The organism is Nitrospirillum amazonense (assembly GCF_007828045.1).
GTDB classification, from domain to species: Bacteria; Pseudomonadota; Alphaproteobacteria; order Azospirillales; family Azospirillaceae; genus Nitrospirillum; species Nitrospirillum amazonense_C.
In genome coordinates this window covers 148,794-170,363 of sequence record NZ_VITN01000005.1, presented here as the reverse complement: position 1 = coordinate 170,363, position 21,570 = coordinate 148,794, and the positions used below count along the sequence as shown (strand labels likewise).

Annotated in this window: 22 protein-coding genes and 1 other RNA gene; 15 read left to right on the top strand and 8 right to left on the bottom strand. The window is 67.1% G+C overall.

Annotated elements, in window-relative coordinates:
- Positions 1-177: 177 nt before the first annotated feature.
- The 3 genes from FBZ89_RS10505 to carA all read right to left on the bottom strand — a co-directional run bounded on the left by FBZ89_RS10505 (position 178) and on the right by carA (position 2,573).
- Positions 178-801: a hypothetical protein gene (locus tag FBZ89_RS10505; RefSeq protein ID WP_145749936.1), complete on the bottom strand. Its 624-nt coding sequence runs from the start codon at positions 799-801 to the stop codon at positions 178-180.
- A gap of 118 nt (positions 802-919) precedes the next feature.
- Positions 920-1,252 carry a hypothetical protein gene (locus FBZ89_RS10500; RefSeq protein WP_145749935.1) on the bottom strand — a complete coding sequence of 111 codons (333 nt, stop codon included), beginning with the start codon at positions 1,250-1,252 and terminating at the stop codon, positions 920-922.
- 151 nt (positions 1,253-1,403) lie between these two features.
- Positions 1,404-2,573 (bottom strand): glutamine-hydrolyzing carbamoyl-phosphate synthase small subunit, encoded by a 1,170-nt coding sequence (gene carA, locus FBZ89_RS10495; protein ID WP_145749934.1) that lies wholly within the window; start codon positions 2,571-2,573, stop codon positions 1,404-1,406.
- Between the two features lie 396 nt (positions 2,574-2,969).
- On the opposite strand from carA, the gene FBZ89_RS10490 reads away from it, so the two are divergent.
- The 5 genes from FBZ89_RS10490 (at position 2,970) to FBZ89_RS10470 (ending at position 8,574) form a co-directional block, all read left to right on the top strand.
- Positions 2,970-3,428: a GatB/YqeY domain-containing protein gene (locus tag FBZ89_RS10490; protein WP_145749933.1), complete on the top strand. Its 459-nt coding sequence runs from the start codon at positions 2,970-2,972 to the stop codon at positions 3,426-3,428.
- A 76-nt stretch (positions 3,429-3,504) separates the two neighbouring features.
- The gene (gene dnaG / locus FBZ89_RS10485) at positions 3,505-5,358 is read left to right on the top strand and encodes a DNA primase (RefSeq protein WP_145749932.1); all 1,854 of its coding nucleotides are present in this window, start codon (positions 3,505-3,507) and stop codon (positions 5,356-5,358) included.
- 472 nt (positions 5,359-5,830) lie between these two features.
- Positions 5,831-7,822 (top strand): RNA polymerase sigma factor RpoD, encoded by a 1,992-nt coding sequence (gene rpoD, locus FBZ89_RS10480; RefSeq protein WP_145749931.1) that lies wholly within the window; start codon positions 5,831-5,833, stop codon positions 7,820-7,822.
- 129 nt (positions 7,823-7,951) lie between these two features.
- Positions 7,952-8,242 carry a BrnT family toxin gene (locus FBZ89_RS10475; protein ID WP_211115184.1) on the top strand — a complete coding sequence of 97 codons (291 nt, stop codon included), beginning with the start codon at positions 7,952-7,954 and terminating at the stop codon, positions 8,240-8,242.
- 2 nt (positions 8,243-8,244) lie between these two features.
- Positions 8,245-8,574, top strand: a complete 330-nt coding sequence (locus tag FBZ89_RS10470; protein ID WP_145749930.1) for a BrnA antitoxin family protein — start codon at positions 8,245-8,247, stop codon at positions 8,572-8,574.
- A gap of 17 nt (positions 8,575-8,591) precedes the next feature.
- On the opposite strand, the gene FBZ89_RS10465 is transcribed toward FBZ89_RS10470, so the two are convergent.
- The 3 genes from FBZ89_RS10465 to ssrA all read right to left on the bottom strand — a co-directional run bounded on the left by FBZ89_RS10465 (position 8,592) and on the right by ssrA (position 9,973).
- On the bottom strand, positions 8,592-8,987 hold the full coding sequence (locus FBZ89_RS10465; RefSeq protein ID WP_145749929.1) for a TfoX/Sxy family protein: 396 nt from the start codon (positions 8,985-8,987) through the stop codon (positions 8,592-8,594).
- 26 nt (positions 8,988-9,013) lie between these two features.
- Entirely contained in the window at positions 9,014-9,499 is a 486-nt protein-coding gene (locus FBZ89_RS10460; RefSeq protein ID WP_145749928.1) for an SspB family protein, read from the bottom strand.
- A gap of 150 nt (positions 9,500-9,649) precedes the next feature.
- Positions 9,650-9,973: a transfer-messenger RNA gene (gene ssrA / locus FBZ89_RS10455) on the bottom strand.
- A gap of 169 nt (positions 9,974-10,142) precedes the next feature.
- On the opposite strand from ssrA, the gene thyA reads away from it, so the two are divergent.
- The 9 genes from thyA to FBZ89_RS10410 all read left to right on the top strand — a co-directional run bounded on the left by thyA (position 10,143) and on the right by FBZ89_RS10410 (position 17,876).
- On the top strand, positions 10,143-11,033 hold the full coding sequence (gene thyA, locus FBZ89_RS10450) for a thymidylate synthase (protein ID WP_145749927.1): 891 nt from the start codon (positions 10,143-10,145) through the stop codon (positions 11,031-11,033).
- Between the two features lie 131 nt (positions 11,034-11,164).
- Complete coding sequence (locus FBZ89_RS10445; RefSeq protein ID WP_246172131.1) at positions 11,165-12,667, top strand: serine hydrolase domain-containing protein; 1,503 nt, start codon at positions 11,165-11,167, stop codon at positions 12,665-12,667.
- Between the two features lie 47 nt (positions 12,668-12,714).
- A complete protein-coding gene (locus FBZ89_RS10440) occupies positions 12,715-13,029 on the top strand; it encodes a nucleotidyltransferase family protein (RefSeq protein WP_246172130.1) in 315 nt (104 codons plus the stop codon).
- The gene (locus FBZ89_RS10435) at positions 13,029-13,319 is read left to right on the top strand and encodes a HepT-like ribonuclease domain-containing protein (protein ID WP_145749926.1); all 291 of its coding nucleotides are present in this window, start codon (positions 13,029-13,031) and stop codon (positions 13,317-13,319) included. The genes FBZ89_RS10440 and FBZ89_RS10435 overlap by 1 nt, the downstream gene beginning before the upstream one ends.
- Positions 13,320-13,526: 207 nt before the next feature.
- The gene (locus FBZ89_RS10430) at positions 13,527-14,036 is read left to right on the top strand and encodes a dihydrofolate reductase (RefSeq protein ID WP_246172129.1); all 510 of its coding nucleotides are present in this window, start codon (positions 13,527-13,529) and stop codon (positions 14,034-14,036) included.
- Complete coding sequence (locus tag FBZ89_RS10425; RefSeq protein WP_211115183.1) at positions 14,033-14,680, top strand: elongation factor P hydroxylase; 648 nt, start codon at positions 14,033-14,035, stop codon at positions 14,678-14,680. The genes FBZ89_RS10430 and FBZ89_RS10425 overlap by 4 nt, the downstream gene beginning before the upstream one ends.
- Positions 14,681-14,827: 147 nt before the next feature.
- Complete coding sequence (locus FBZ89_RS10420; RefSeq protein WP_246172128.1) at positions 14,828-16,261, top strand: pyridoxal-phosphate dependent enzyme; 1,434 nt, start codon at positions 14,828-14,830, stop codon at positions 16,259-16,261.
- A 42-nt stretch (positions 16,262-16,303) separates the two neighbouring features.
- A complete protein-coding gene (locus FBZ89_RS10415) occupies positions 16,304-17,497 on the top strand; it encodes a cystathionine gamma-synthase (RefSeq protein WP_145749924.1) in 1,194 nt (397 codons plus the stop codon).
- A gap of 178 nt (positions 17,498-17,675) precedes the next feature.
- Positions 17,676-17,876 (top strand): hypothetical protein, encoded by a 201-nt coding sequence (locus FBZ89_RS10410; protein WP_145749923.1) that lies wholly within the window; start codon positions 17,676-17,678, stop codon positions 17,874-17,876.
- Positions 17,877-17,932: 56 nt separating this feature from the next.
- Here FBZ89_RS10410 and FBZ89_RS10405 read toward each other — a convergent pair whose 3' ends face one another.
- Positions 17,933-18,619 (bottom strand): MT-A70 family methyltransferase, encoded by a 687-nt coding sequence (locus tag FBZ89_RS10405; RefSeq protein ID WP_088871914.1) that lies wholly within the window; start codon positions 18,617-18,619, stop codon positions 17,933-17,935.
- Positions 18,620-18,741: 122 nt separating this feature from the next.
- The gene (locus tag FBZ89_RS10400; RefSeq protein ID WP_145749922.1) at positions 18,742-19,662 is read right to left on the bottom strand and encodes a uracil-DNA glycosylase; all 921 of its coding nucleotides are present in this window, start codon (positions 19,660-19,662) and stop codon (positions 18,742-18,744) included.
- A gap of 183 nt (positions 19,663-19,845) precedes the next feature.
- Here FBZ89_RS10400 and FBZ89_RS10395 point away from each other — a divergent pair, with 183 nt between their 5' ends.
- Positions 19,846-21,507 (top strand): electron transfer flavoprotein-ubiquinone oxidoreductase, encoded by a 1,662-nt coding sequence (locus FBZ89_RS10395; RefSeq protein WP_145749921.1) that lies wholly within the window; start codon positions 19,846-19,848, stop codon positions 21,505-21,507.
- Positions 21,508-21,570 lie beyond the last annotated feature (63 nt).

The following is a 21,570-nucleotide window of genomic DNA, read 5'->3' as shown; positions in this document are numbered from 1 at the left end:
ACTCCGGCCACACAAAACAATCCCCCGCCCTGGAATGGTGGCGCGGGGGATTGTTCGGCTGAGCCGCTTATATAAAGGGACCCCGCCCCGGGGGGAAGCGCTGCATATGGGGTGGGGGGGTGCGCCTACCGCAACCCGCGGGTCAAACCAGGGCTTGATCCCTTGGAATTCAGCGGCTTAGGGGGCCTTGGGCGCGGGGGCCGAAACGGGGGTGACGCCGTTGGCGACGGGATTCGGCGCGGCCGGGTCCTTGCCGTAGCCACCGCCGGGTCCGTAATACCAGGGCAGCAGCACGTCCTGCCGGGCGGTGTAGACGGTGCAGCGGGCCGTGTCCTGCTTATCGAAGAAATAGACCGTGCCGACCTCGCGCTTGCGGTCGGGGTCCACCAGGTTGATGGCCCAGGTGCCATAGGCCACGCCCAGCGGGCTCTCCTTGGGGCCGAAGGCGCGGTACAGCATATCGATGCGCTGGATGAAGCGACCGCGCCGACAGGCGTCCGACAGGTCGCGCGACACCGTCATCATGCGCGCCGCCGGGCCGGCGAAGGCATAGACGATGCGCGGCTGGGTGTAGCGCGGCGGCAGGGGCAGGGCCACCGCCGGCGGCGGGCTGGGGTCGTGAGGGCCGGCGCCCAGGTGGCCCGGCTGAGGCTGCGCCAGCTTCAGCCCGTCATGCGGCGGCGTGGGGCGCACCACCCATTGCGTGGGCGTTGCCGGCGCGGCGGTCTGCGCATGGGCGGGCGCCGCGGCCACGAGGGCCGTCGCCAGGAACGCCGAAAGCAGGACAGAAGAGATGCGCATCACTTGAGAATATCACCGATCAACCCCGGCTGGGGAGTCGGTACCGCAAGTGATGAAAAAGCTATTAACGGGAATTATTTAAAATTTTACTGATATTCGCCCTTCCGGGTGCGTCCAATCAGCGGGAACGCAGGTAGCGCGTCAGGAAGCCCGCGACCTTCAGGCGCCGCGCCTCGTCCAGGTTGACGAAGTTGATCTTGGCGTCCTTGCCAATAATGGCGGCCACCTGGCCGTCGCAGAAGAAGGCGATGTTCTCTTTGCTGTCCTTGAAGGCGACCTTCATCTTGAAGCTCGTCCCCTGGCCCAGGCCGGCGGCCCCCGTGGCGGTAAAGCTGTTGGCCGCCATGTTGTTGATGGGATAGGTCTTCGAATTGATGACCACGCTGGCAGCCAGCGTGGGCACCTTCACCTTTTCCACCACATCTTTTTTCAGGAAATCGAACACGCCCATTATTGGCCTCATGCCGCCTGCGAATGAATTTTATAGCAGCGGCGTAAGATTTTTTCGAGAGGCGTCGGATACTCAAAAGGTGAGGTCCGGTGAAGCGCACTCCACCGGCCCTCCAGGCACGTTCATCAATACTTCGGTCAATATTGCCGCGTCAGCGGGCGGCGATGTTCTCGATGAACCGGTCGAACAGGTAATGGCTGTCCTCCGGACCGGGGCTCGCCTCCGGGTGATACTGGACGGAGAACACCGGTTTGTCCTTCAGGCGGATGCCCTCGTTGGTACCGTCGAACAGCGACACGTGGGTTACCTCGACCGTGTCCGGCAGGCTTTCCGGCAGCACGACGAAGCCGTGGTTTTGGCTGGTGATCTCCACCCGGCCGGTGGCCAGGTCCTTCACCGGGTGGTTGGCGCCACGGTGGCCCTTTTCCATCTTGGTGGTCTGGCCGCCCAGGGCCAGGGCCAGCAGCTGGTGGCCCAGGCAGATGCCGAACAGGGGCAGGCCGCTGGCCACGATCTGCTGGATCATGGGCACGGCATAGGTGCCGGTGGCGGCCGGGTCGCCGGGGCCGTTGGACAGGAAGACGCCGTCGGGCTTGTGCGCCAGGATGTCCTCGGCCGTGGCGGTGGCGGGCACCACCGTCACGCGGCAGCCGGCGTTGGCCAGGCAGCGCAGGATGTTGCGCTTGGCGCCGAAGTCGACGGCCACCACGTGGTGCTTGGGATCGGTCTGGCGGCCGTAGCCGCCGGCGATGGTCCAGGCGCTCTCATCCCAGGTGAAGGTCTGGCCGCAGGTCACGTCCTTGGCCAGGTCCATGCCCTCCAGCCCGGGCCAGGCCTTGGCCTGCGCCAGCAGGGTGTCCAGATCGAATTTGCCGTCGGGGGAATGGGCGATGACGCCGTTGGGCGCGCCGCCGTCGCGGATGCGGCGGGTCAGGGCGCGGGTGTCCAGGCCGCCCAGGCCCACCAGGCCGTGGCTTTTCAGCCAGGCGTCCAGGTTGCGCGTGGCGCGCCAGTTCGACGGCTCGGTGATGTCGACGCGCAGGATCAGGCCCCGGGCCGCCGGGGTCACCGTCTCGATGTCCTCGTCGTTGGTGCCGACGTTGCCGATGTGCGGGAAGGTGAAGGTGATGATCTGGCCGGCGTAGGACGGGTCGGTCAGGATTTCCTGGTAGCCGGTCATGGAGGTGTTGAAGCAGACCTCGCCCACCGACTGCCCGGCGGCGCCGATGCCCTTGCCCCAATGGATGCTGCCGTCCGCCAGAACCAGCACGCCGGTGGCGCCCTCAGGCTGCGGGGGGTGGGTGGGGGCGGCTGCGGTCATCGCTTCATTCCATTCGCTGCGGGGCACTCCCCGGACGGCGTTCGCGGCTGCCGGCCTTGAAGGTGCCCTCTCATCTCATCCGGTTCGACCTTGTGGGCGCGCGCCTGAGCACGGGGCGGGAGCCGCCCCCTGGAACGCGGGCATGCCGCGAGGGCCGCCCCAATGTCGTCGGAAATTCTTCTGTCACATAGAGAACACGGGCGGCCGGGTCAAGCGATGGCCCCCATGCTCGGGGCGCGGGGGCGCCTCTGTCATCTGGGCGCTGGCGCTCAAGGGGTTGGCCGGGTAAGGTTCGTCCTTCCCCATTGATTGGCTACCATCCCGCGTGCGCCCCCAAAACCTGGGGCCGGCGGATGGCGTGCCGGTTGCCATGAAGCCTCTTGAGGAAGCCGACCCATGCTGCGCGAGCGTATCACCCAGGCCATGAAGGACGCCATGAAGGCGAAGGACACGCAGACGCTGTCCGCCGTCCGGATGATCATGGCGGAACTGAAGAAGCGGGACATCGACGCGCGTCCCAAGGGCCAGATGGACGGCATCCCCGAGGCCGAGATCGGCAGCATGCTGCAGACCATGGTGAAGCAGCGCCGCGAATCCGTGGTCCTGTACCGCCAGGGCGGCCGGGAGGAACTGGCCGCCCAGGAAGAGGCGGAGATCGCCGTCATCATGTCCTTCCTGCCCAAGCAGCTGACCGAGGACGAGGCCAAGGCCGCCATCGCCCAGGCCGTGGCCGACACCGGCGCCGCCAGCGTCAAGGACATGGGCAAGGTCATGGCCGTGCTGAAGGACAAGTACACCGGCCAGATGGACTTCTCTACCGTCGGTCCGCTGGTCAAGGCCGCGCTGAACGGCTGAGAACCACCCGCCCGGGGCCGGGCGCGCCGCCTGGCCCCCCTCCTGACAGACCATTTTTCGGACCCCGCCACCGCCCATGGCCCTGCCGCCCCAATTCCTGGAAGAGCTGCGGAACCGGCTGACCCTGTCGGACGTGGTGATGCGGCGCGTGCGCCTGCAGCGGGCGGGGCGGGAATTCCGCGCGCCCTGTCCCTTCCATAACGAAAAGACGCCCAGCTTCTACGTCAACGACCAGAAGGGCTTTTTCCATTGCTTCGGCTGCGGCGCGCACGGCGACGTCATCGGCTTCATCATGCGCAACGACAATCTGTCGTTCATGGAGGCGGTGGAGGCGCTGGCGCCCGAGGCCGGCCTGACGGTGCCCAAGGCCAGCCCGCAGGAGCGGGAGCGGTTCGAGCGCGAGAAGTCGCTGTATGACCTGGTGGAGCGCGCCACCCGTTGGTTCGAGGCGCAGCTGCGCGCCCCCGCGGGCCGCCACGGCCTGGCCTACCTGCGCGGCCGGGGCCTGGATGACGAGGCCATGGCCCGCTTCCGCCTGGGCTACGCGCCCAGCGACGGCGCGGCCCTGCGCGCGGAACTGGTGACCGCCGGCTACACCGAGGCCGACATGGTGGAGGCCGGGCTGTTCAAGCGGCCGGACGACGGCCGCGCGCCCTTTCCCTTCTTCCGCAACCGGGTGCTGTTCCCCGTCACCGACCGGCGTGGCCGGGTGGTGGCCTTCGGCGGCCGCATCCTGGAGGGGGAGGGGCCGAAGTACATCAATTCCGCCGAGAACCCCCTGTTCCACAAGGGCGACATCCTCTACGGCATGAGCCGGGCACGCCAGGCGGCGGCGGATGGCAAGCCGGTGATCGTCACCGAAGGCTATATGGACGTCATCGCCAGCGTCATGGCGGGGTTCGAGGGCGCGGTGGCGCCGCTGGGCACGGCGCTGACGGAGACGCAGATCCAGGCGCTGTGGAAGCTGGCGCCCGAGGGGCAGCGCCTGCCCATCCTGTGCTTCGACGGCGACAACGCCGGCCGGCGCGCCGCCTTCCGTGCGGTGGAGCGGGTGCTGCCGCTGCTGCTGCCCGACCATTCCGTGCGTGTCGCCTTCATGCCGGAGAAGGAGGATCCCGACAGCCTGATTCGCGCCGGCGGTGCCGCCGCCTTCCAGGCGGTGCTGGACCGCGCCCGGCCCCTGACGGATGTGCTGTGGGACATGGAGGCGGCGGACCGCGACCTCACCCAGCCCGATGCCCAGGCCGGTATGCAGGCAGCACTGGACGCCCAGCTGGAGCGCATCCCCGATGTGCGAGTGCGCAACGCTTACCAGCGCGCCTTCAAGGATCGGCTGTACCAGCTGGGCCGTGCCGCGCGCCCGGCGTTCCAGGGCGGTTACACCCGGGGACCGCGGCCGGGCGACAATCCCTTCCCGGTGGCGCGGAAATGGGACAAGCGCTATCGCGTCGGCATGGGGATCGGATCGGTGCGCGGGCGCGAGCGCCTGCTGCTGGCCGTCGTGCTGAACCACCCGGCGCTGTTCGAGGCCGTGGGCGAGACGCTGGCCATGATCAGCTTTGCCACCGAGGGGCTGGAACGGCTGCGCCAGGCGCTGGTCGAACGCCTGTTCCACGATTCGGGACTTGACGCCGAGGGTTTACGACGCCACTTGTCAGCTTGCGGCTTTGCCGAGGAACTGGATGAGACGCTGGGGGCGGACCTGCCCTCTTACGCCCGTCCGGAGGCGACGCCTGAATCCGCTCGCGCGGGCTGGCAGGAGCTGTGGCTGAATTTTCAGGACCTGGTATTCCAGGCCGAGCTGCGCGAGGCGGAGAGACGCCTGGCCGAGGATTTCAATGAGGAAACCCTGGCCCGGGTGAATGCCCTTAAACGGGAAGAGTTGATACGCCGGGGCCATGCCCTGGATCCGGAGGGTGAGGGCGTCTGACGCCACCACCCCAAGGTACCTCCGCACCGGACGGGGGCGGACGGTTCCTCCCGGTGGCATGATCCACCGGCGGGCCGGCCGGATGAGGTTGGAAGTGATGCTGCGCTGGGGAGCGACGATTACGCGACAAGGCGATGCGGGTCCGGCCAGGACGGACGGTTAGGGACGATGATGGGGTGGCGTTACCGGGGTTTTCGCCCGGTGCGGCGCCTTTTTTTCGTCCCAACCCCTGTTTTTGGTGGGAACCGGCGCTTTCTTTGGGTATCGGAAGCACCAGTTTAGTCCGGCACCCCGTGTCGGCGGATCCCATGTCGATGGGGTCGCAGTGTCGACGGGCTTAGGCCCCAGGCGCGTGTCTTGAGTTGCGTGTCTATGAGTGAAGGGTATGGGCCGGCGCCCATGAAGGCCGGCCGTCAGGGTTGAACCGGCGTTCAGTTGGTTTGCATTTCAGTTAGTCGGGGACATTGAGCGAATGGCCACGAAAGCAGCGCAGAGTGCGGACGTTTCCGAGGCGCGTGAGGAACAGGTGGACGGCCCGCTGATGGATGGCATGGGCCTGGCCGTCAAGAAGATGATCCAGCGCGGCAAGGAGCGGGGGTTCGTCACCTATGACGAACTGAACGCGGCCCTGCCCCCCGACCAGTCCTCCTCCGAGCAGATCGAGGACACGATGGCCATGCTCAATGAGATGGGCATCAACGTCATCGAATCGGAAGAGCAGGATTCCGAGGCCGGCGGCGAAGGCGGTGGCGACGGCGAGGGCCGCGTCTCCGGCAACCTGGACGATGACGATATCGGCCGCACCGACGACCCGGTGCGCATGTACCTGCGCGAGATGGGCTCGGTGGAGCTGCTGTCGCGCGAGGGCGAAATCGCCATCGCCAAGCGCATCGAGGCCGGCCGCGAGATGATGATCGGCGCGATCTGCGAATCGCCGCTGACCATCCGCGCCATCATCCAGTGGCACGAGGCCCTGAACGAAGGGAAGATGCTGCTGCGCGACATCATCGACCTGGACGCGACCTATGGCGTCGATCCGGAGTCGGGTGAACTGACCGAGGCGGTGCTGGGCGCCGAGGAGGCCCCGCGCGAGGAAGGTGCGGCAGAGGGTGGCGAGGGTGCCGGCGACGGCGAGGGCGGTGAGCGCCCCGAGGGGGCCGAGGGCGGTGAGCCCGGCGAAGGCGGCGAGGAGGAGGGCGGCATTTCCCTGGCCGCCATGGAAGCCGAGCTGAAGCCCATGGTGCTGGAGACCTTCCAGACCATCGAGGACACCTACGACAAGCTGCACAAGATGCAGGAGCTGCGGCTGGCGGCCATCCAGCGTGGCGAGGATCTGGGCAAGGCCCAGGACAAGAAGTACGACAAGCTGAAGGCCGAGCTGACCGAGCTGGTCAACTCCGTGCGGCTGAACAACAGCCGCATCGAGGCCCTGGTCGAGCAGCTGTACGGCATGAACCGCCGCCTCATGGGCTTCGAGGGCAAGCTGTTGCGCCTGGCCACCGACTGCAAGGTCAAGCGCGAGGACTTCCTGCACCACTATTACGGCAGCGAGCTGGACCCCAACTGGCTGGACCGGGTGAAGGGCAACTCCAAGGCCTGGGCCAAGTTCGCCGAGCGCAGCGCCACCGAGATCGTGAAGGTCCGCGAGGGCATCAACGAGATCGCGGAAGGCGTGCGCCTGCCGATCAGCGAGTTCCGCCGCATCGTCTCCACGGTGCAGAAGGGCGAGAAGGAAGCCAGCCGCGCCAAGAAGGAAATGGTGGAGGCCAATCTGCGCCTCGTCATCTCCATCGCCAAGAAGTACACCAACCGCGGCCTGCAGTTCCTGGACCTTATCCAGGAGGGCAACATCGGCCTGATGAAGGCCGTTGATAAGTTCGAATACCGCCGCGGCTACAAGTTCTCGACCTATGCCACCTGGTGGATTCGCCAGGCCATCACCCGGTCCATCGCCGATCAGGCCCGCACCATCCGCATCCCCGTGCACATGATCGAGACGATCAACAAGCTGGTGCGCACCTCGCGCCAGATGCTGCACGAGATCGGCCGCGAGCCCACGCCGGAGGAATTGGCCGAACGGCTGATGATGCCGCTGGAGAAGGTCCGCAAGGTCCTGAAGATCGCCAAGGAGCCCATCAGCCTCGAGACGCCGATCGGCGACGAGGAAGACAGCCACTTGGGCGATTTCATCGAGGACAAGAACGCCGTCCTGCCGCTGGACGCCGCCATCCAGGCGAACCTGCGCGAGACGACCACCCGCGTCCTGGCCTCGCTGACCCCGCGTGAGGAGCGTGTGCTGCGCATGCGCTTCGGCATCGGCATGAACACCGACCACACCCTGGAAGAGGTGGGCCAGCAGTTCAGCGTGACCCGCGAGCGTATCCGCCAGATCGAGGCGAAGGCGCTGCGCAAGCTGAAGCACCCGTCCCGCTCGCGCAAGCTGCGCAGCTTCCTGGACACCTGATCCCCACCGGGGTTGGGCGCGTAAACAAAAAGGGCGGTCCCGCTGGGGCCGCCCTTTTTGTTTGGGTCGCCTTGCGATAAGGCCGATTTGTAGCTACATCTATGTAGCTACAAATCGGGAATGTGACGCTTGCGTTGGACATGGGATCCAAGGAAGGCCGAGGCGAATCTAAGGAAACACAAGGTCGGTTTCGATCTGGCGGCCTTGGCGCTTGATGATCCTTATGCCTTGACCATGGAAGACCCATATCCCGATGAGGAACGCTGGGACACTGTGTGCTCCGTGGTCAAAGGTGCCGCGGATCTGATCTTGTTCGTGGTCCATACCCTTCCCGATGCGGAGGAAGGGGCGGCCCCGATGCGGAGGAAGGGCCGGCCGGATCATCAGCGTCCGGAAGGCGACGGCGAGGGAAAGGGCTGACTATGAAGCTGGCTGAGAAGCGGGCGGTCTTCAGGGCGCGCAAGCGGCGCGGATCCGCTGCCGCTCCATCTCCTGATCTGACCCCCGATCTGGAGGCGCAGATCAAGGCCTTGGTGGCGATGCCGGATGAGGAAATCGATACGATCGACATTCCGGAGCGGACCGACTGGACCGGGGCGCGGCGCGGTATGTTCCGGCCAATGAAGCAGCAGTTGACCCTGCGCCTGGATGCGGACTTGGTTGCCTGGTTCCGTGAGCACCCCCAAGGCCGGGGGTATCAAAGCCGGATCAATCAGGCCCTGCGCGAATACGTGGAACGCCACGAAGACTGATCGCGGGACCGCACCCGCTACCCCAGCAGCATGTCCGCCAGGTTCTTCTTCGCCGGCGCCTTCGCCTTCTTCGGCGCCTTGGCAGGCGCGCGCAGGGCGGCGTCCACGGCCAAGCGGGCCCACCGTAGCAGCTCCTCAGGCTCGTCCATGGCGCCCTCGGGCGGGGTGTAGTAGCCCAGCGAGCGGTGGGGCTTGTCGGCCCAGGGGGCGAAGCGGATGCAGCCGGCGGCCTCGAAGGTCGGCTGGCTGACGGCGTCGGCCTTCAGGTACAGGGTGTCATCACGGGTGATGAGGCCGAAGTTGCGGCCGTGCAGGGTTAAACCCCGGCCGCCGAACAGGCGCGGCGCCTCGACCGGCCCTAGGGGTGCCAGCAGATCCAGGATGTAGTCCAGGAAATCCGGGGAGACGGGCATGGTCGCTGCTCCCCCCGCCGTGGAACTTACTTCTTGCGGAAGGCGTCCAACGCCACGACGGTGCCGCCCTGCTTGGGCGTGTCGTCGTCCTCACCCTCGGGTGCCGTCTCTTCCTCGGCGGTGGTCTCCTCCTCGCCCTCTTCCGCCTCTTCCTCATCGGGGGGCTGGAACTGCAGGGCGAAGTTGACCGAGGGGTCGGCGAAGGTGGTGATAGCCGCCATGGGTACCACCAGGCGCTCATGACTGCCGTTGAAGCTCAGTGTCACTTCCACCCGCTCGTCATTCACGTCCAGGCCATAGAACTGGTACTGCAGGACGATGGTGATCTCATCCGGGTACTTGGCGCGCAGGAATTCTGGCATGCGCACGCCCGGATACTGGGTGCGGAAGCTGATGAAGAAATGGTGCTCCCCGGGCAGGCCATGCTCCTGCACTTCCTTCAGCGCGTCGCGCACGACGCGGCGCAGGGCGGCCTCGACCATACGGTCGTAGCGAAGGAGATCAGTGGACATGGCAGGCAAAACGCTCCGGTAGCGGGGTATAACGTCACCAATAGACCCGCCCGGCGCGCGATTTGCAAGCTTAGGCGCGCGAAAACGCCAGCGGGTGGGCCAAAGGACGGGCCGACCGGCGGGTTGGATATTCGCCAATCGGGGCCGTTCAGTGGGGGGCTTCTGTTGCCGGGTGCCCCCCGAACCCCGTTCTTAGCTTTCCGCTAATACCCCGTTGAGGGTATTAGGCGGCCATGCGAAGAGCAGGCGCCGAATTATCGTTGGCACCTATGAAACGGCCCGATAACGGCGGAACCATGCCGAGCGAAAACCATGCCTTTACCACGCACGTCGATCCTGATTCGCCCCCATGATGGTGGAGGCGCCGGGTACCGCCCCCGGGTCCGCAACGCTTATTCCGCAAGGCGTTTATCGCCATAGTCGGGCAAGCCCGACATCCCTAATATAGGGACCCGGAACCAAAAGTGAAAGCCCTTCGGGGAATGGCAGGGCCGCGCCCTTTTCCGGGCGGGCCAGTCGGGCGCCCGCGCGGCCGGCCCGTACCGCTTCTTGAGATATGGGGTTCCGGATGCCCGGGCGCTACATTATGTAGTGATACCGTTTCCGCGTCGGGCCGCCCGGCGATCGTTTGTTGAGGGCCGCCATGGCGCATCCGGAATACCAGTACCTGTCGCTGCTGCGCCGCCTGATCGACCAGGGCGCCGCCCGGGTGGACCGCACGGGCGTGGGCACCAAGGCGCTGTTCGGCGAGCAGATGCGCTTCGACCTGTCGGCCGGCTTCCCCCTGCTGACCACCAAGAAGATTTTCCACCGCCAGGCCATCCACGAGATGCTGTGGTTCCTGTCGGGCGACACCAGCATCCGTCCGTTGCTGGTCAACAAGGTGCGCATCTGGACCGACTGGCCCCTGGCCAACTATCGCAGGAAGACGGGCGAGGACATCAGCCAGGAGGATTTCGAGGCCCGCGTGCTGGCCGATGAGGCCTTCGCCGCTCAGTGGGGCGACCTGGGGCCTGTCTATGGCAAGCAGTGGCGCCGCTGGCAGGGGCCGGACGGCAAGGTCATCGACCAGATCCAGGAACTGGTGGACGGCATCCGCACCAACCCCACCAGCCGGCGTCTGCTGTTCACCGGCTGGAACGTGGCCGACCTGCCGGACATGGCACTGCCGCCCTGCCACATGACCTATCAGTTCTTCGTGGCCGACGGGAAGCTGTCGGGCCTGATCTTCCAGCGCAGCGCCGACACCCTGCTGGGCCTGCCCTGGAACCTGTGCGAGGGCGCGCTGCTGATCCACATGCTGGCCCACCAGTGCGACCTGGGCGTGGGCGACCTGGTGTGGCAGGGCGGCGACGTGCACCTCTACCTCAACCACATCCCCCAGGCGGAAGAACAGCTGACGCGTGAGCCGCGACCCTTCCCCCAGCTGGTGATCAAGCGTAAGCCGGACAGCCTGTTCGACTACCGCTTCGAGGATTTCGAGATCACCGGCTACGACCCTCACGCCCACATCAAGGCCGACGTGGCGGTCTGATCCAGCGGTGGTGCCACTGTGACGCCACGAGTGACGCCACTTGGGGGCTTGGGGCCACCGGAGTGGCCCTCAGCGTCCCCCCGCCCGCCGGCTAGCATGCCGCGGCTCAAATGTTGATGCGGGGAGGGATCATGCGCGGGATGAGGGGGCTGGCGGCGCTGCTGCTGCTGACGGGGGTGCCGATGGTGGCCCAGGCGGCCACGGGCAAGGCGGTGGTGGCCGCCAACAGGGCCGCACCGGCCGCCGTCGCGGTGGACCCGGTGGCGGCCCAGGTGGACGCCTTCCTGCAGGAGCAGATGCGGGCGCTGGGCATCCCCGGCCTGCAGGTGGCGGTCATCCGGCATGGCCGCCTGGTGCTGTCGCGCAGCTATGGCGTGGCCAACCTGCAGACGCCGGTGCCGGTGACGAACGAGACCATCTTCGCCGTCAATTCCATCACCAAGGCCTTCACCGGCGTAGCCGCGATGCGGCAGGTGCAGGCCGGGCGGCTGGACCTGGATGCGCCCGTGGGCCAGTACCTGGACGACCTGCCCGCCGCCTGGCGCCCCATCACCATCCGCCAGCTGCTGGCCCACATGTCCGGCCTGCCCGACATCAACCGCGCGCCCGGCGACCGGGATGAGCGGGTGGGGGGTGAGGCCATCTGGGCCTGGGTGCAGGCCCAGCCCATGAAGTTCACCCCCGGCGAACGTTTCGACTACTGCCAGACCAACTACACCCTGGTGCAGCGGGTGGTGGATAGGCTGACCGGCCAGCCGTCCGACACGCCCATCATCGGCTGGGAGATCGAGGCGGCGGGCATGACCCACACCGCCTATGGCGACAGCAGCATGGTGACGCCCGGCAAGGCCGCCGGCTACCGCAACAGCTATGCGGCGGGGCCGGATGGCGCCCCGGATGGCGCCCAAGTGGCGACACCCCACCCGGTCTATGAGCTGTTCCGCCCCATGCACCGCGCCTCCTCCGGCCTGGACAGCACGGCGGAGGATATGGCGCGCTGGATGATCGCCCTGTCCCAAGGCCAGCTGCTGGACGCCGACAGCCTGCGCCTGCTGTGGACGCCCGCCGCCTTCAACGACGGCCGCCCGGGCCAGTGGGGCCTGGGGTGGGAGGTGCTGGACCACGGCGGCCACCGCGCCGTGGGCATGACCGGTGGCGGCCGTTCCGCCTTCTTCCTTTATCCCGAGGATGATGTCGGCGTGGTCATCCTGACCAACCTGTCCGGCGCCAGCCCCGAGGACATGATCGACCAGGTGGCCGCCTTCTACGGCGCCAAGCTGGCCGGCCTGGCCGCCCTGCGCGTGGACATCCAGCGCCACGGCTTCGACCAGGTGCCGGCCCTCTACGCCGCGATGAAGGCGCGTGAGCCAGGCGTGACGCTGCCGGAGGCGGAGCTGAACGACTGGGGCTACCGCCTGCTCAGCAACGGCCAGCCCCGGAACGCCCTGGCCATCCTGAAGCTGACCGCCGACCTCTACCCCGACAGCGGCAACGCCCAGGACAGCCTGGCCGAGGCGCTGGCGGCGACCGGCGACAAGCCCGCCGCCATCCTGGCCTACCAGCGCTCCCTCGAACTGGACCCGAAGAACCAGAACGCCGAGCGGCGGTTGGTGGCGCTGAAGGCGGGTGGGTGAGGGCGTGGACAGGGACGGCGGCGGACTTACCATTATGGTGACCGTCCTTGATCGCACCTGGGCCCATGCAGCGCGACCATGTCCTTGCCCTGCTGAAGCAGCATGAACCGGAATTCCGCCGCGCCGGCATCGGCGCGCTGTTCCTGTTCGGCTCCGTCGCGCGGGATGAGGCGACCGACACGTCCGACGTTGATGTCTTTTTCGACCTGGACCGGCCCCAAGGCTTCACCCTGTTCAGCCTGGCGGCGGTACAGGAACGCCTGCAGGATATCCTGTGCACCAAGGTGGATGTCATGACCCGCGACGCCATCCATCCCCGGCGGCGAGGGCGGATTGAAGCGGATGCCGTGCGGGTGTTTTGATGGCGGATGCTACGGCCATCGACACGCTTCTGGACATTCTGGAACTGATCAACCGGATCGAACGCCAGGTCGCGGCGTTGGACCGGGAAGCGTTTCTAAGCGACATGGATGTTCAGGACGCCACCGCCTATCGCATCCTGGCCATCGGCGAATCCTCCAAGGATTTGAACGAGGATCTGAAGGCTCGGCATCCGCACGTGCCGTGGCGGCAAGTCCTCGGCATGCGTAACCTGTTGGCCATGAATACTTCATGCGGGAAAGCGCCATCCTGTGGGAAACGGTCAAGGTGAGCCTGCCGGCATTGGCGGAAGTTTGCCGCGTCGAGTTGACCAGAGCGGGCTGGTGCCCTGCCGACTGACGCACGCACCCCCGCCCCTTGATCTTCCGCATTCTCACCCTCCGCGGTTTGCCGTAAAACCGCAGGCCTTGAGCGTTCATCAGCCAGGCTCCGCGCACCCATGACCGATTCCCCGTCAATCCCTTTGGCGTCCATTCCCTTGGCTCTCATCGCCGCCGTGTCGACCAACAACGTCATCGGCGTGGAGAACCGCCTGCCGTGGCGGTTGAAGGGGGATCTGAAGTATTTCAAGGAGATGACCCTGGGCAAGCCGGTGGTCATGGGCCGGCGGACGTGGGAGAGCATCGGGGCCAAGCCGCTGCCGGGCCGCACCAACATCATCGTGACGCACAAGCAGGATTACCGCGCCCACGGCGGCGTGGTCTGCCACAGCCTGGACGCCGCCCTCTCACAGGCCCGCCTGATCGCGGCGGCCGATGGCGCCGCCGAGGTCATGGTCATCGGCGGCGAGCTGCTGTTCGCCACCGCGCTGAAGACCGCGCACCGCCTGTACTTGACCGAGGTGCACGCGAGCCCCGAGGGCGACGCCTTCTTCCCCACCTTCGACCGGGCGGAGTGGCGGGAGGTGTCGCGGCGCGACGTGCCGGCGCTGGAGGTGGAGGTCGATCCCGCCCCGGCGCACAGCTTTGTGGTGCTGGAGCGGGCATGATCCTCACCCCCATCGCGCTGGAGGAGCTGCCGGCCATCCTGGCCGACCTGCGCGGCCGCCTGACCGGCGCCGATCCGCTGGTCGCCGAGGTGTTCGAGCGCATCGCCGGCACCCTGAACCTGGTGCCCCTGGGCGTGGACACGCCCCGGCACCGGGCGGACGGCATCGCGCTGGCCCACCGCTTCGGCATCGAGACCGTCGATGAGCTGCCCATGGCGGCCTACAGCTGGGATGGCCGCGCCATCCGTACCCAGAGCGAGTCCTATGTGCTGATCCATGAGATCGGCCACTGGCTGGTGGCGCCGCCGGAGCGGCGGGGCCTGGTCGATTTCGGCCTGGGCGCCGGGCCGGAGACGGGCCGGGTGGAGGAGGCCAACGCCGCCATCTGCGTCGACCAGGAAACCCAGATCGAGGAAGAGGCCCTGTCTTCCCTCATCGGCATCCTGTGGGAGGTGGAGCTGGGCCAGCCCGCCATCATGGCCTTCCTGGAGCAGAACTGGCTGGAAGGCTGGGACCGCGCCGCTTGCATCGACAATCTGGCTGACAATCTGGCCAATTTGCGCCAACGCGGATTGATTGATGCGAATTACCGCCCCATTCCGCCAGAACATTTCGAAGTAATGCCACGCGTCGCAAGCTTATAATATTGTGCGTTGCGGCAAAGGCAATAAGACTTTCCGCTGGCCGGTGGCCAGGAGGGGGCGCCGCGAGGGTCTATACTGACGGGGGATTGTAAGTACCCCGCCCATCGGTCACTGTTTTGCTTAACGAACAGACCGAGAGGGTACCCCATGTCGATCGCGCACGCGTCGTCCGCCCCCATTCAGTCCACCGATAACAGCCCTTCGGGCGGCCAGGGCCACGACGGTCCCGCCATCCTGTCCCTGATCGGCAACACGCCGCTGGTCCGCGTCACCAAGATCGATACCGGCCCGTGCGAGCTGTACCTGAAGCTGGAAAACCAGAACCCCGGCGGCTCCATCAAGGACCGCATCGGCCTCGCCATGGTGGAGGGGGCGGAGCGGTCCAGCCGCCTGAAGCCCGGCGGCACGGTGGTGGAGGCGACGGCCGGCAACACCGGCCTGGGCCTGGCCCTGGTCTGCGCCGCCAAGGGCTATCGCCTGGTGCTGGTCATCCCCGACAAGATGGCGGCGGAGAAGATCAACCACCTGCGGGCCCTGGGTGCCGAGATCCACGTGACGCGCAGTGACGTGGGCAAGGGCCATCCCGACTACTACCAGGACATCGCGGAGCGGCTGGCGGCCGAGATCCCCGGCGCCGTCTACATGAACCAGTTCGCCAACCCCGACAACCCGGCGGCGCATGAGCGCTGGACGGGGCCGGAACTGCTGCGCCAGATGGACGGGCGCCTGGACGCCGTGGTGGTGGGCGTGGGCTCCGGTGGCACGCTGACAGGCCTGGGCCGCTATTTCCGGCAGGCCAGTCCGCGCACCCGCCTGGTGCTGGCCGACCCCCAGGGCTCCATCCTGCGCGACCTGGTGAAGACCGGTCGGCATGACGAGCCCGGCAGCTGGGTGGTGGAGGGCATCGGCGAGGATTTCGTGCCGCCCAACTGCGACCTGCAGTATGTGGAGGACGCATACACCATCCCCGATGCCGAGAGCCTGAACGCGGCGCGCGAACTGCTGCGCAAGGAAGGCATCCTGGGCGGTTCCTCCAGCGGTACCCTGTTCGCCGCCGCCCTGCGCTATTGCCGGGCGCAGACGACGCCCAAGCGCGTGGTCACCCTGGTGTGCGACACAGGCAACAAATACCTGTCCAAGATGTTCAACGACGGCTGGATGGCCGACCAGGGCTTCCTGCCCAGCACCCGCACCGGCGATCTGCGCGACCTCATCACCCGCCGGGTGGACAAGGGCCAGGTGGTCACCGTCTCCCCCGACGACACCCTGCTGACGGCGTACAAGCGCATGCGCATCTCCGACGTTTCGCAGCTGCCGGTGATGCAGGACGGCCGCGTGGTGGGCCTGCTGGACGAGTCCGACCTGCTGCTGCATGTCGAGCCCGACCCGTCGCGCTTCCGCGAGGCGGTGCGGGAGGCTATGACGTCGCGGCTGGAAACCGTGCCGGTCACGGCGCCCATCAGTGCGCTGGACGCCATCTTCAGCCGCAACATGGTGGCCCTGGTCACGGAGGGCGACGCCTTCCTGGGATTGCTGACCCGCGTCGATCTGCTGAACCATCTGCGCCGCCAGCTGGGCTGACGTCCGCCTGCCCCTCTGGCTTCACCCCGTTAAGGAACCCCCATGGCCGACCGCAGCCACCATCGCCCCCTGTCGAACCAACGGGCCTTCGCCACCCGCACCGTGCATGCGGGGCAGGAGCCGGACCCCAGCACCGGCGCCATCACCGTGCCCATCTACGCCACCTCGACCTACGTGCAGGAGAGCCCCGGCGTCCATAAGGGCTATGAGTACAGCCGCAGCCAGAACCCCACCCGCATGGCCTATGAGCGCTGCGTGGCGGATCTGGAGGGTGGGGTGCGGGGCTACGCCTTCGCCTCCGGCCTGGCGGCGGAGGCCACCATCCTGGAGCTGCTGGACGCCGGCAGCCACATCATCGCCATGGACGACCTCTACGGCGGCAGCTACCGCCTGCTGGAACGGGTGCGCAAGCGCTCCATGGGCCTGACCTCCCGCTTCGTCGATATGACCGACCCGGCCAAGCTGGAGGCGGCGCTGACGCCCGACACCCGCTTGTTGTGGGTGGAAACGCCGACCAACCCGCTGCTGAAGCTGGTGGACCTGGAGGCGGTGGCCGCCTTCGCCCGGCGGCATGGGCTGATTTCCGTGTGCGACAACACCTTCGCCACGCCCTACGCCCAGCGGCCGCTGGAGCTGGGCTTCGACATCGTGGTGCATTCGGCCACCAAGTACCTGAACGGCCATTGCGACATGGTGGGCGGCGTCGCCGTGGTGCGGGAGGAGGGGGATCTGGCCGACCGCCTGGGCTTCCTGCAGAACGCCGTGGGCGCCGTGGCCGGGCCCTTCGACAGCTTCCTGGCCCTGCGCGGCCTGAAGACCCTATCCCTGCGCATGGAGCGGCACAGCGCCAACGCCGCCGCCATCGCCCAGTGGCTGGAACGCCACCCGACGGTGGCGGCGGTGCGCTATCCCGGCCTGGCCAGCCATCCGCAGCATGAGTTGGCCAAGCGCCAGATGCGGGGCGGCGGCGGCATGGTGTCCGTCAGCCTGAAGGGGGGGCTGGAAGCCGCCAAGCGCTTCCTGGAACGGACGGAGTTGTTCTCCCTGGCCGAAAGCCTGGGCGGGGTGGAGAGCCTGATCGAGCATCCGGCCATCATGACCCACGCCTCCATCCCGGCGGAGCTGCGGGCCGCGGCCGGCATCGACGACGGGCTGGTGCGCCTGTCGGTGGGCATCGAGGATGTGGACGACCTGATCGCCGACCTGGACGCCGCCCTTAGCACTACCCTGGCCTAATCCTGGGGCCTAATCCGTGGCTTAGACCTGTCGGTTGCAGCAGCCTAACCTTTTGCTACATGGCCTTGGCCGTTGAAAAACGTCATCCCTTTGGTGTCCGGCTGCGGGCTTTCAGGGAGCCGCAGCCGGGCCAACGCTGGTCATGGCGCGCTTGGCGGTGGTGTCCGAGGTATCTGGAATGAGGCGTCTGTTCAGGGATGACGGTAAGCGGGCCTCCGGCACTCAGGCGGCCATGGATGATCAAGCCTTGCGCCAATTGTCGGGCATAGACTACCTGCCCCTGGGCCTGACCGCCGACCAGATGGCGGCGCTGGAGGAGTCCTTCCTGGAGGACCAGGCCAGCCGCAAGCCCCGCTTCTGGGGCCGGCGGGGGCGATAAGGGCCTTCCCGGGTCAGGCACGGTCTGTAGGCAGCCGCGACCCGGGGTGAATTGCCTTACTCCGCCGCCGCGACCCTGCGCTGGGTGGCCGAGTTGTGGGCGTAGGTGTCCCAGGTGGGCTCATAGCTGTCGTCGGCCTGGTTGCCCCACACGGTCCATTTGGGACGGGCACCGCGGGCGAACATCTCCAGATAGGGGCCGGGGCTGCACGCCTCGATCAGCTCATACTGCTCATCGGGCTTGCGCGAATGTTCGCGCTTGCGGGTGCCCAGATAGTTCACCTGGGTGCGGCCCGGGTCCAGGGTGCGGGCGTTCTTGCCGCGCACGCCGAACAGGATCAGTTCGGTGACGTTGCGGAAGTAGAAGCCCACGCCGCGCCCGTCGGACCCGCCGTCCTTGCGCAGCTTGTGCCACACCAGGTTGGTCTTGTACTGGAAGCCCCAGGCCTGCATGACCTGCAACCCTTCCGGCAACAGCGCGTTGGGCACCCACAGGTACAGGTGGGCCGTGTCGGCCAGCACCTTGGAGACCGGCAGGGCGCAAATCTCCTCCACCGACATTGTGCCATAGCGCGACAGGCGGTGATGCTCCGGCGCCATCTTGCCGGTGCGGTTCACAAATCGCCAGGGCGGGTCGGCCAGCACGGTGGCGAAACGCTTCTTGCCGGCCACGGCCAGCAGGTCGCGCGCCGGGTCTAGGTCAGGCGTGGCGGGGGAGGGGGCGGAGGTCACAGGGAGGGTCATGCCGGCTTGCCGTCCATCCGTCCGTTCATCACTGGCCGGGAATTAAAGTGAAGAGGGCTATGGAACATATGTAGAACACGAGCGCCGAGGCGGCGCAAGGGATGATCGTCGTTTATGCGGCCTTACAGTCGGGGCGGCAAGACCTGAAGACGTTGGCGCAGCGACAGGAGGTCCCGCCAGGTCTCGCGCTTGGCGCCCGGGTTGCGCAGCAGATAGGCGGGGTGCAGCAGGGCCAGGGCGGGCAGGGGGCGGGTCAGGCCGGGGCTGCCGTAATCGAACCACCGGCCGCGCAGGCGGGTGATGCCTTCCGTCTTGGCCAGCAGGGTCTTGGCCGAGATGCCGCCCAGGAAGACCAGGATGTCGGGATCCGCGATTTCCACATGCCGCTGGATGAAGGGCAGGCAGGCGGCGATTTCGCTGTCCGTGGGGTTGCGGTTGCCGGGGGGGCGCCAGGGCAGGATGTTGCTGATGTAGACGGCCTTGTCCGGCTCCTCGGCATGGCGGTCCAGGCCGATGGCGGCCAGCATCTTGTCCAGCAGCGCGCCAGCGGGGCCGACGAAAGGCTTGCCCTGGCGGTCCTCCTGCTCCCCCGGCGCCTCGCCCACCAGCATGACGCGCGCCTTGGGGTTGCCGTCGGCGAAGACGGTGGAGCTGGCGGTCTGCTTCAGGGGGCAGCCATCAAAGGCCAGCAGGGCCTTGTTCAGATCCGGCAGCGTGGTGGCGGCCATGGCGGCGCTGCGGGCGCTGGCCTTGGCCTCGTTCCCACCCAGGGGGCCACCCAGGGGGCCATCGGCGGCGGCCATGGCAGGCGCGCCCATGGGTGGCGGCGCGCTGAAACTTTTTTCCGGCGGTGTGGCGGAACCGCCAGGGGCGGCGGCGGACGGGGCGTCGGCCGGCCGGCGGGTCGGGCCGGCGTCGCGCGCAGTAGGCGTCCTGCGGCTGGCCACCTGGGTCCAGTCCGTCGGCTGGTCGTTGATCGCTTCGTCGGCACCGATCTCGACCAGCCAGGCCAGATCCGTGACGGCTTTTGCCGTGTCAATCATGATTTGACCCTACCATCGCCGTTGTGTTTCTTCATCAACCGCATGGGGCGAGCGCGCGCGAAAATGACGCGCTCCCCATAGGGTTCGTCCGCGAGGGCCCGCACGCAAGCCCCCGCAATCAAGCCCCCGCAATCAAGCCACGGAACTCCGCACCGGTAACCTGGGAAAAAGAAGGCGAAAGACATGGAACGGGAGTCGATGGAGTATGACGTCGTCGTCGTTGGCGCCGGCCCCTCGGGGCTGTCGGCCGCGATACGGCTGAAGCAGCTGGCCGCCGCCGCGGACAAGGACATCAGCGTCTGCGTCATCGAAAAGGGCTCGGAGGTCGGGGCCCACATCCTGTCGGGCGCCGTCATCGACCCCATCGCCCTGAACGAGTTGATCCCCGACTGGAAAGAGAAGGGCGCGCCGCTCAACACGCCGGTCACCGACGACCGCTTCTACATCCTGACCGAGGTCGGCTCCATGCGCATTCCCAATGCGCTGCTGCCGCCCCTGATGAACAATCACGGCAACTATATCGTCAGTCTGGGCAACGTCTGCCGCTGGCTGGCGCAACAGGCCGAGGAACTGGGTGTGGAAATCTACCCCGGCTTCGCCGCGGCCGAGGTGCTGTACCACGACGACGGTTCGGTCAAGGGCATCGCCACCGGCGACATGGGCATCGGCAAGGATGGGGAGCCGACGGACCGCTACACCCCCGGCATGGAGTTGCACGGCAAGTACACGCTGTTCGCCGAGGGCGTGCGCGGCAACCTGTCGAAGGAGCTGATGGCCCGCTTCAACCTGCGCGACGGCGTGGACCCGCAGAAGTACGGCATCGGCATCAAGGAGCTGTGGCAGATCGATCCCGCCAAGCATAAACAGGGCCTGGTGCTGCACAGCCAGGGCTGGCCGCTGGACAGCAAGACCGGCGGCGGCTCCTTCATGTACCACCTGGAGGACAACCAGGTGGCCATCGGCTTCGTCGTCCACCTGAACTACACCAACCCCTACCTGTCGCCGTTCGAGGAATTCCAGCGCTTCAAGCAGCATCCGCTGATCCGCCCCTATCTGGAGGGCGGCAAGCGCCTGTCCTATGGCGCCCGCGCCATCAACGAGGGCGGGCTGCAGTCCGTGCCCAAGCTGGCCTTCCCCGGTGGCGCGCTGATCGGCTGCGCCGCCGGCTTCGTCAACCTGCCCCGCATCAAGGGCAGCCACAACGCCATGAAGACCGGCATGCTGGCGGCCGAGGCGGCGTTCGAGCGCCTGGCGGCGGGCAGCGAGGGCCATGACGAGCTGATGGCGCTGGAGGCCGCGTGGCGCCGGAGCTGGGTCTTCCAGGACCTGTACAAGGTGCGCAACGTGAAGCCCAGCCTGAAGCACGGCATGTGGCTGGGCACGGCCCTGGGCGGCCTGCACATGTGGCTGAACGACCTGAAGCTGGGCTTCCTGGTGGGCTGGACCCAGCATCATGGCAAGCCGGACCACGAAAGCCTGGTGCCGGCGGCCAACGCCAAGAAGATCGCCTATCCCAAGGCCGACGGCGTCATCAGCTTCGACCGGCTGTCCTCGGTGTTCATCTCCAACACCAACCATGAGGAAGACCAGCCGTCGCACCTGAAGCTGAAGGACCCGACCGTCCCCATCGCCTTCAACCTGCCCACATATGACGAGCCGGCGCAGCGCTACTGCCCCGCCGGGGTGTACGAGGTGACGCGCGACGACAACGGCCAGAACCCGCGCTTCGTCATCAACGCGCAGAACTGCGTGCACTGCAAGACCTGCGACATCAAGGACCCGACGCAGAACATCAACTGGACGGTGCCGGAGGGCGGCGGGGGTCCCAACTATCCCAACATGTGAGCCGGCCCAGGCCCGCTTCAGGAAAAGGCGCCCCGCACCGGGCGCCTTTTCTGTTTCCGCCCG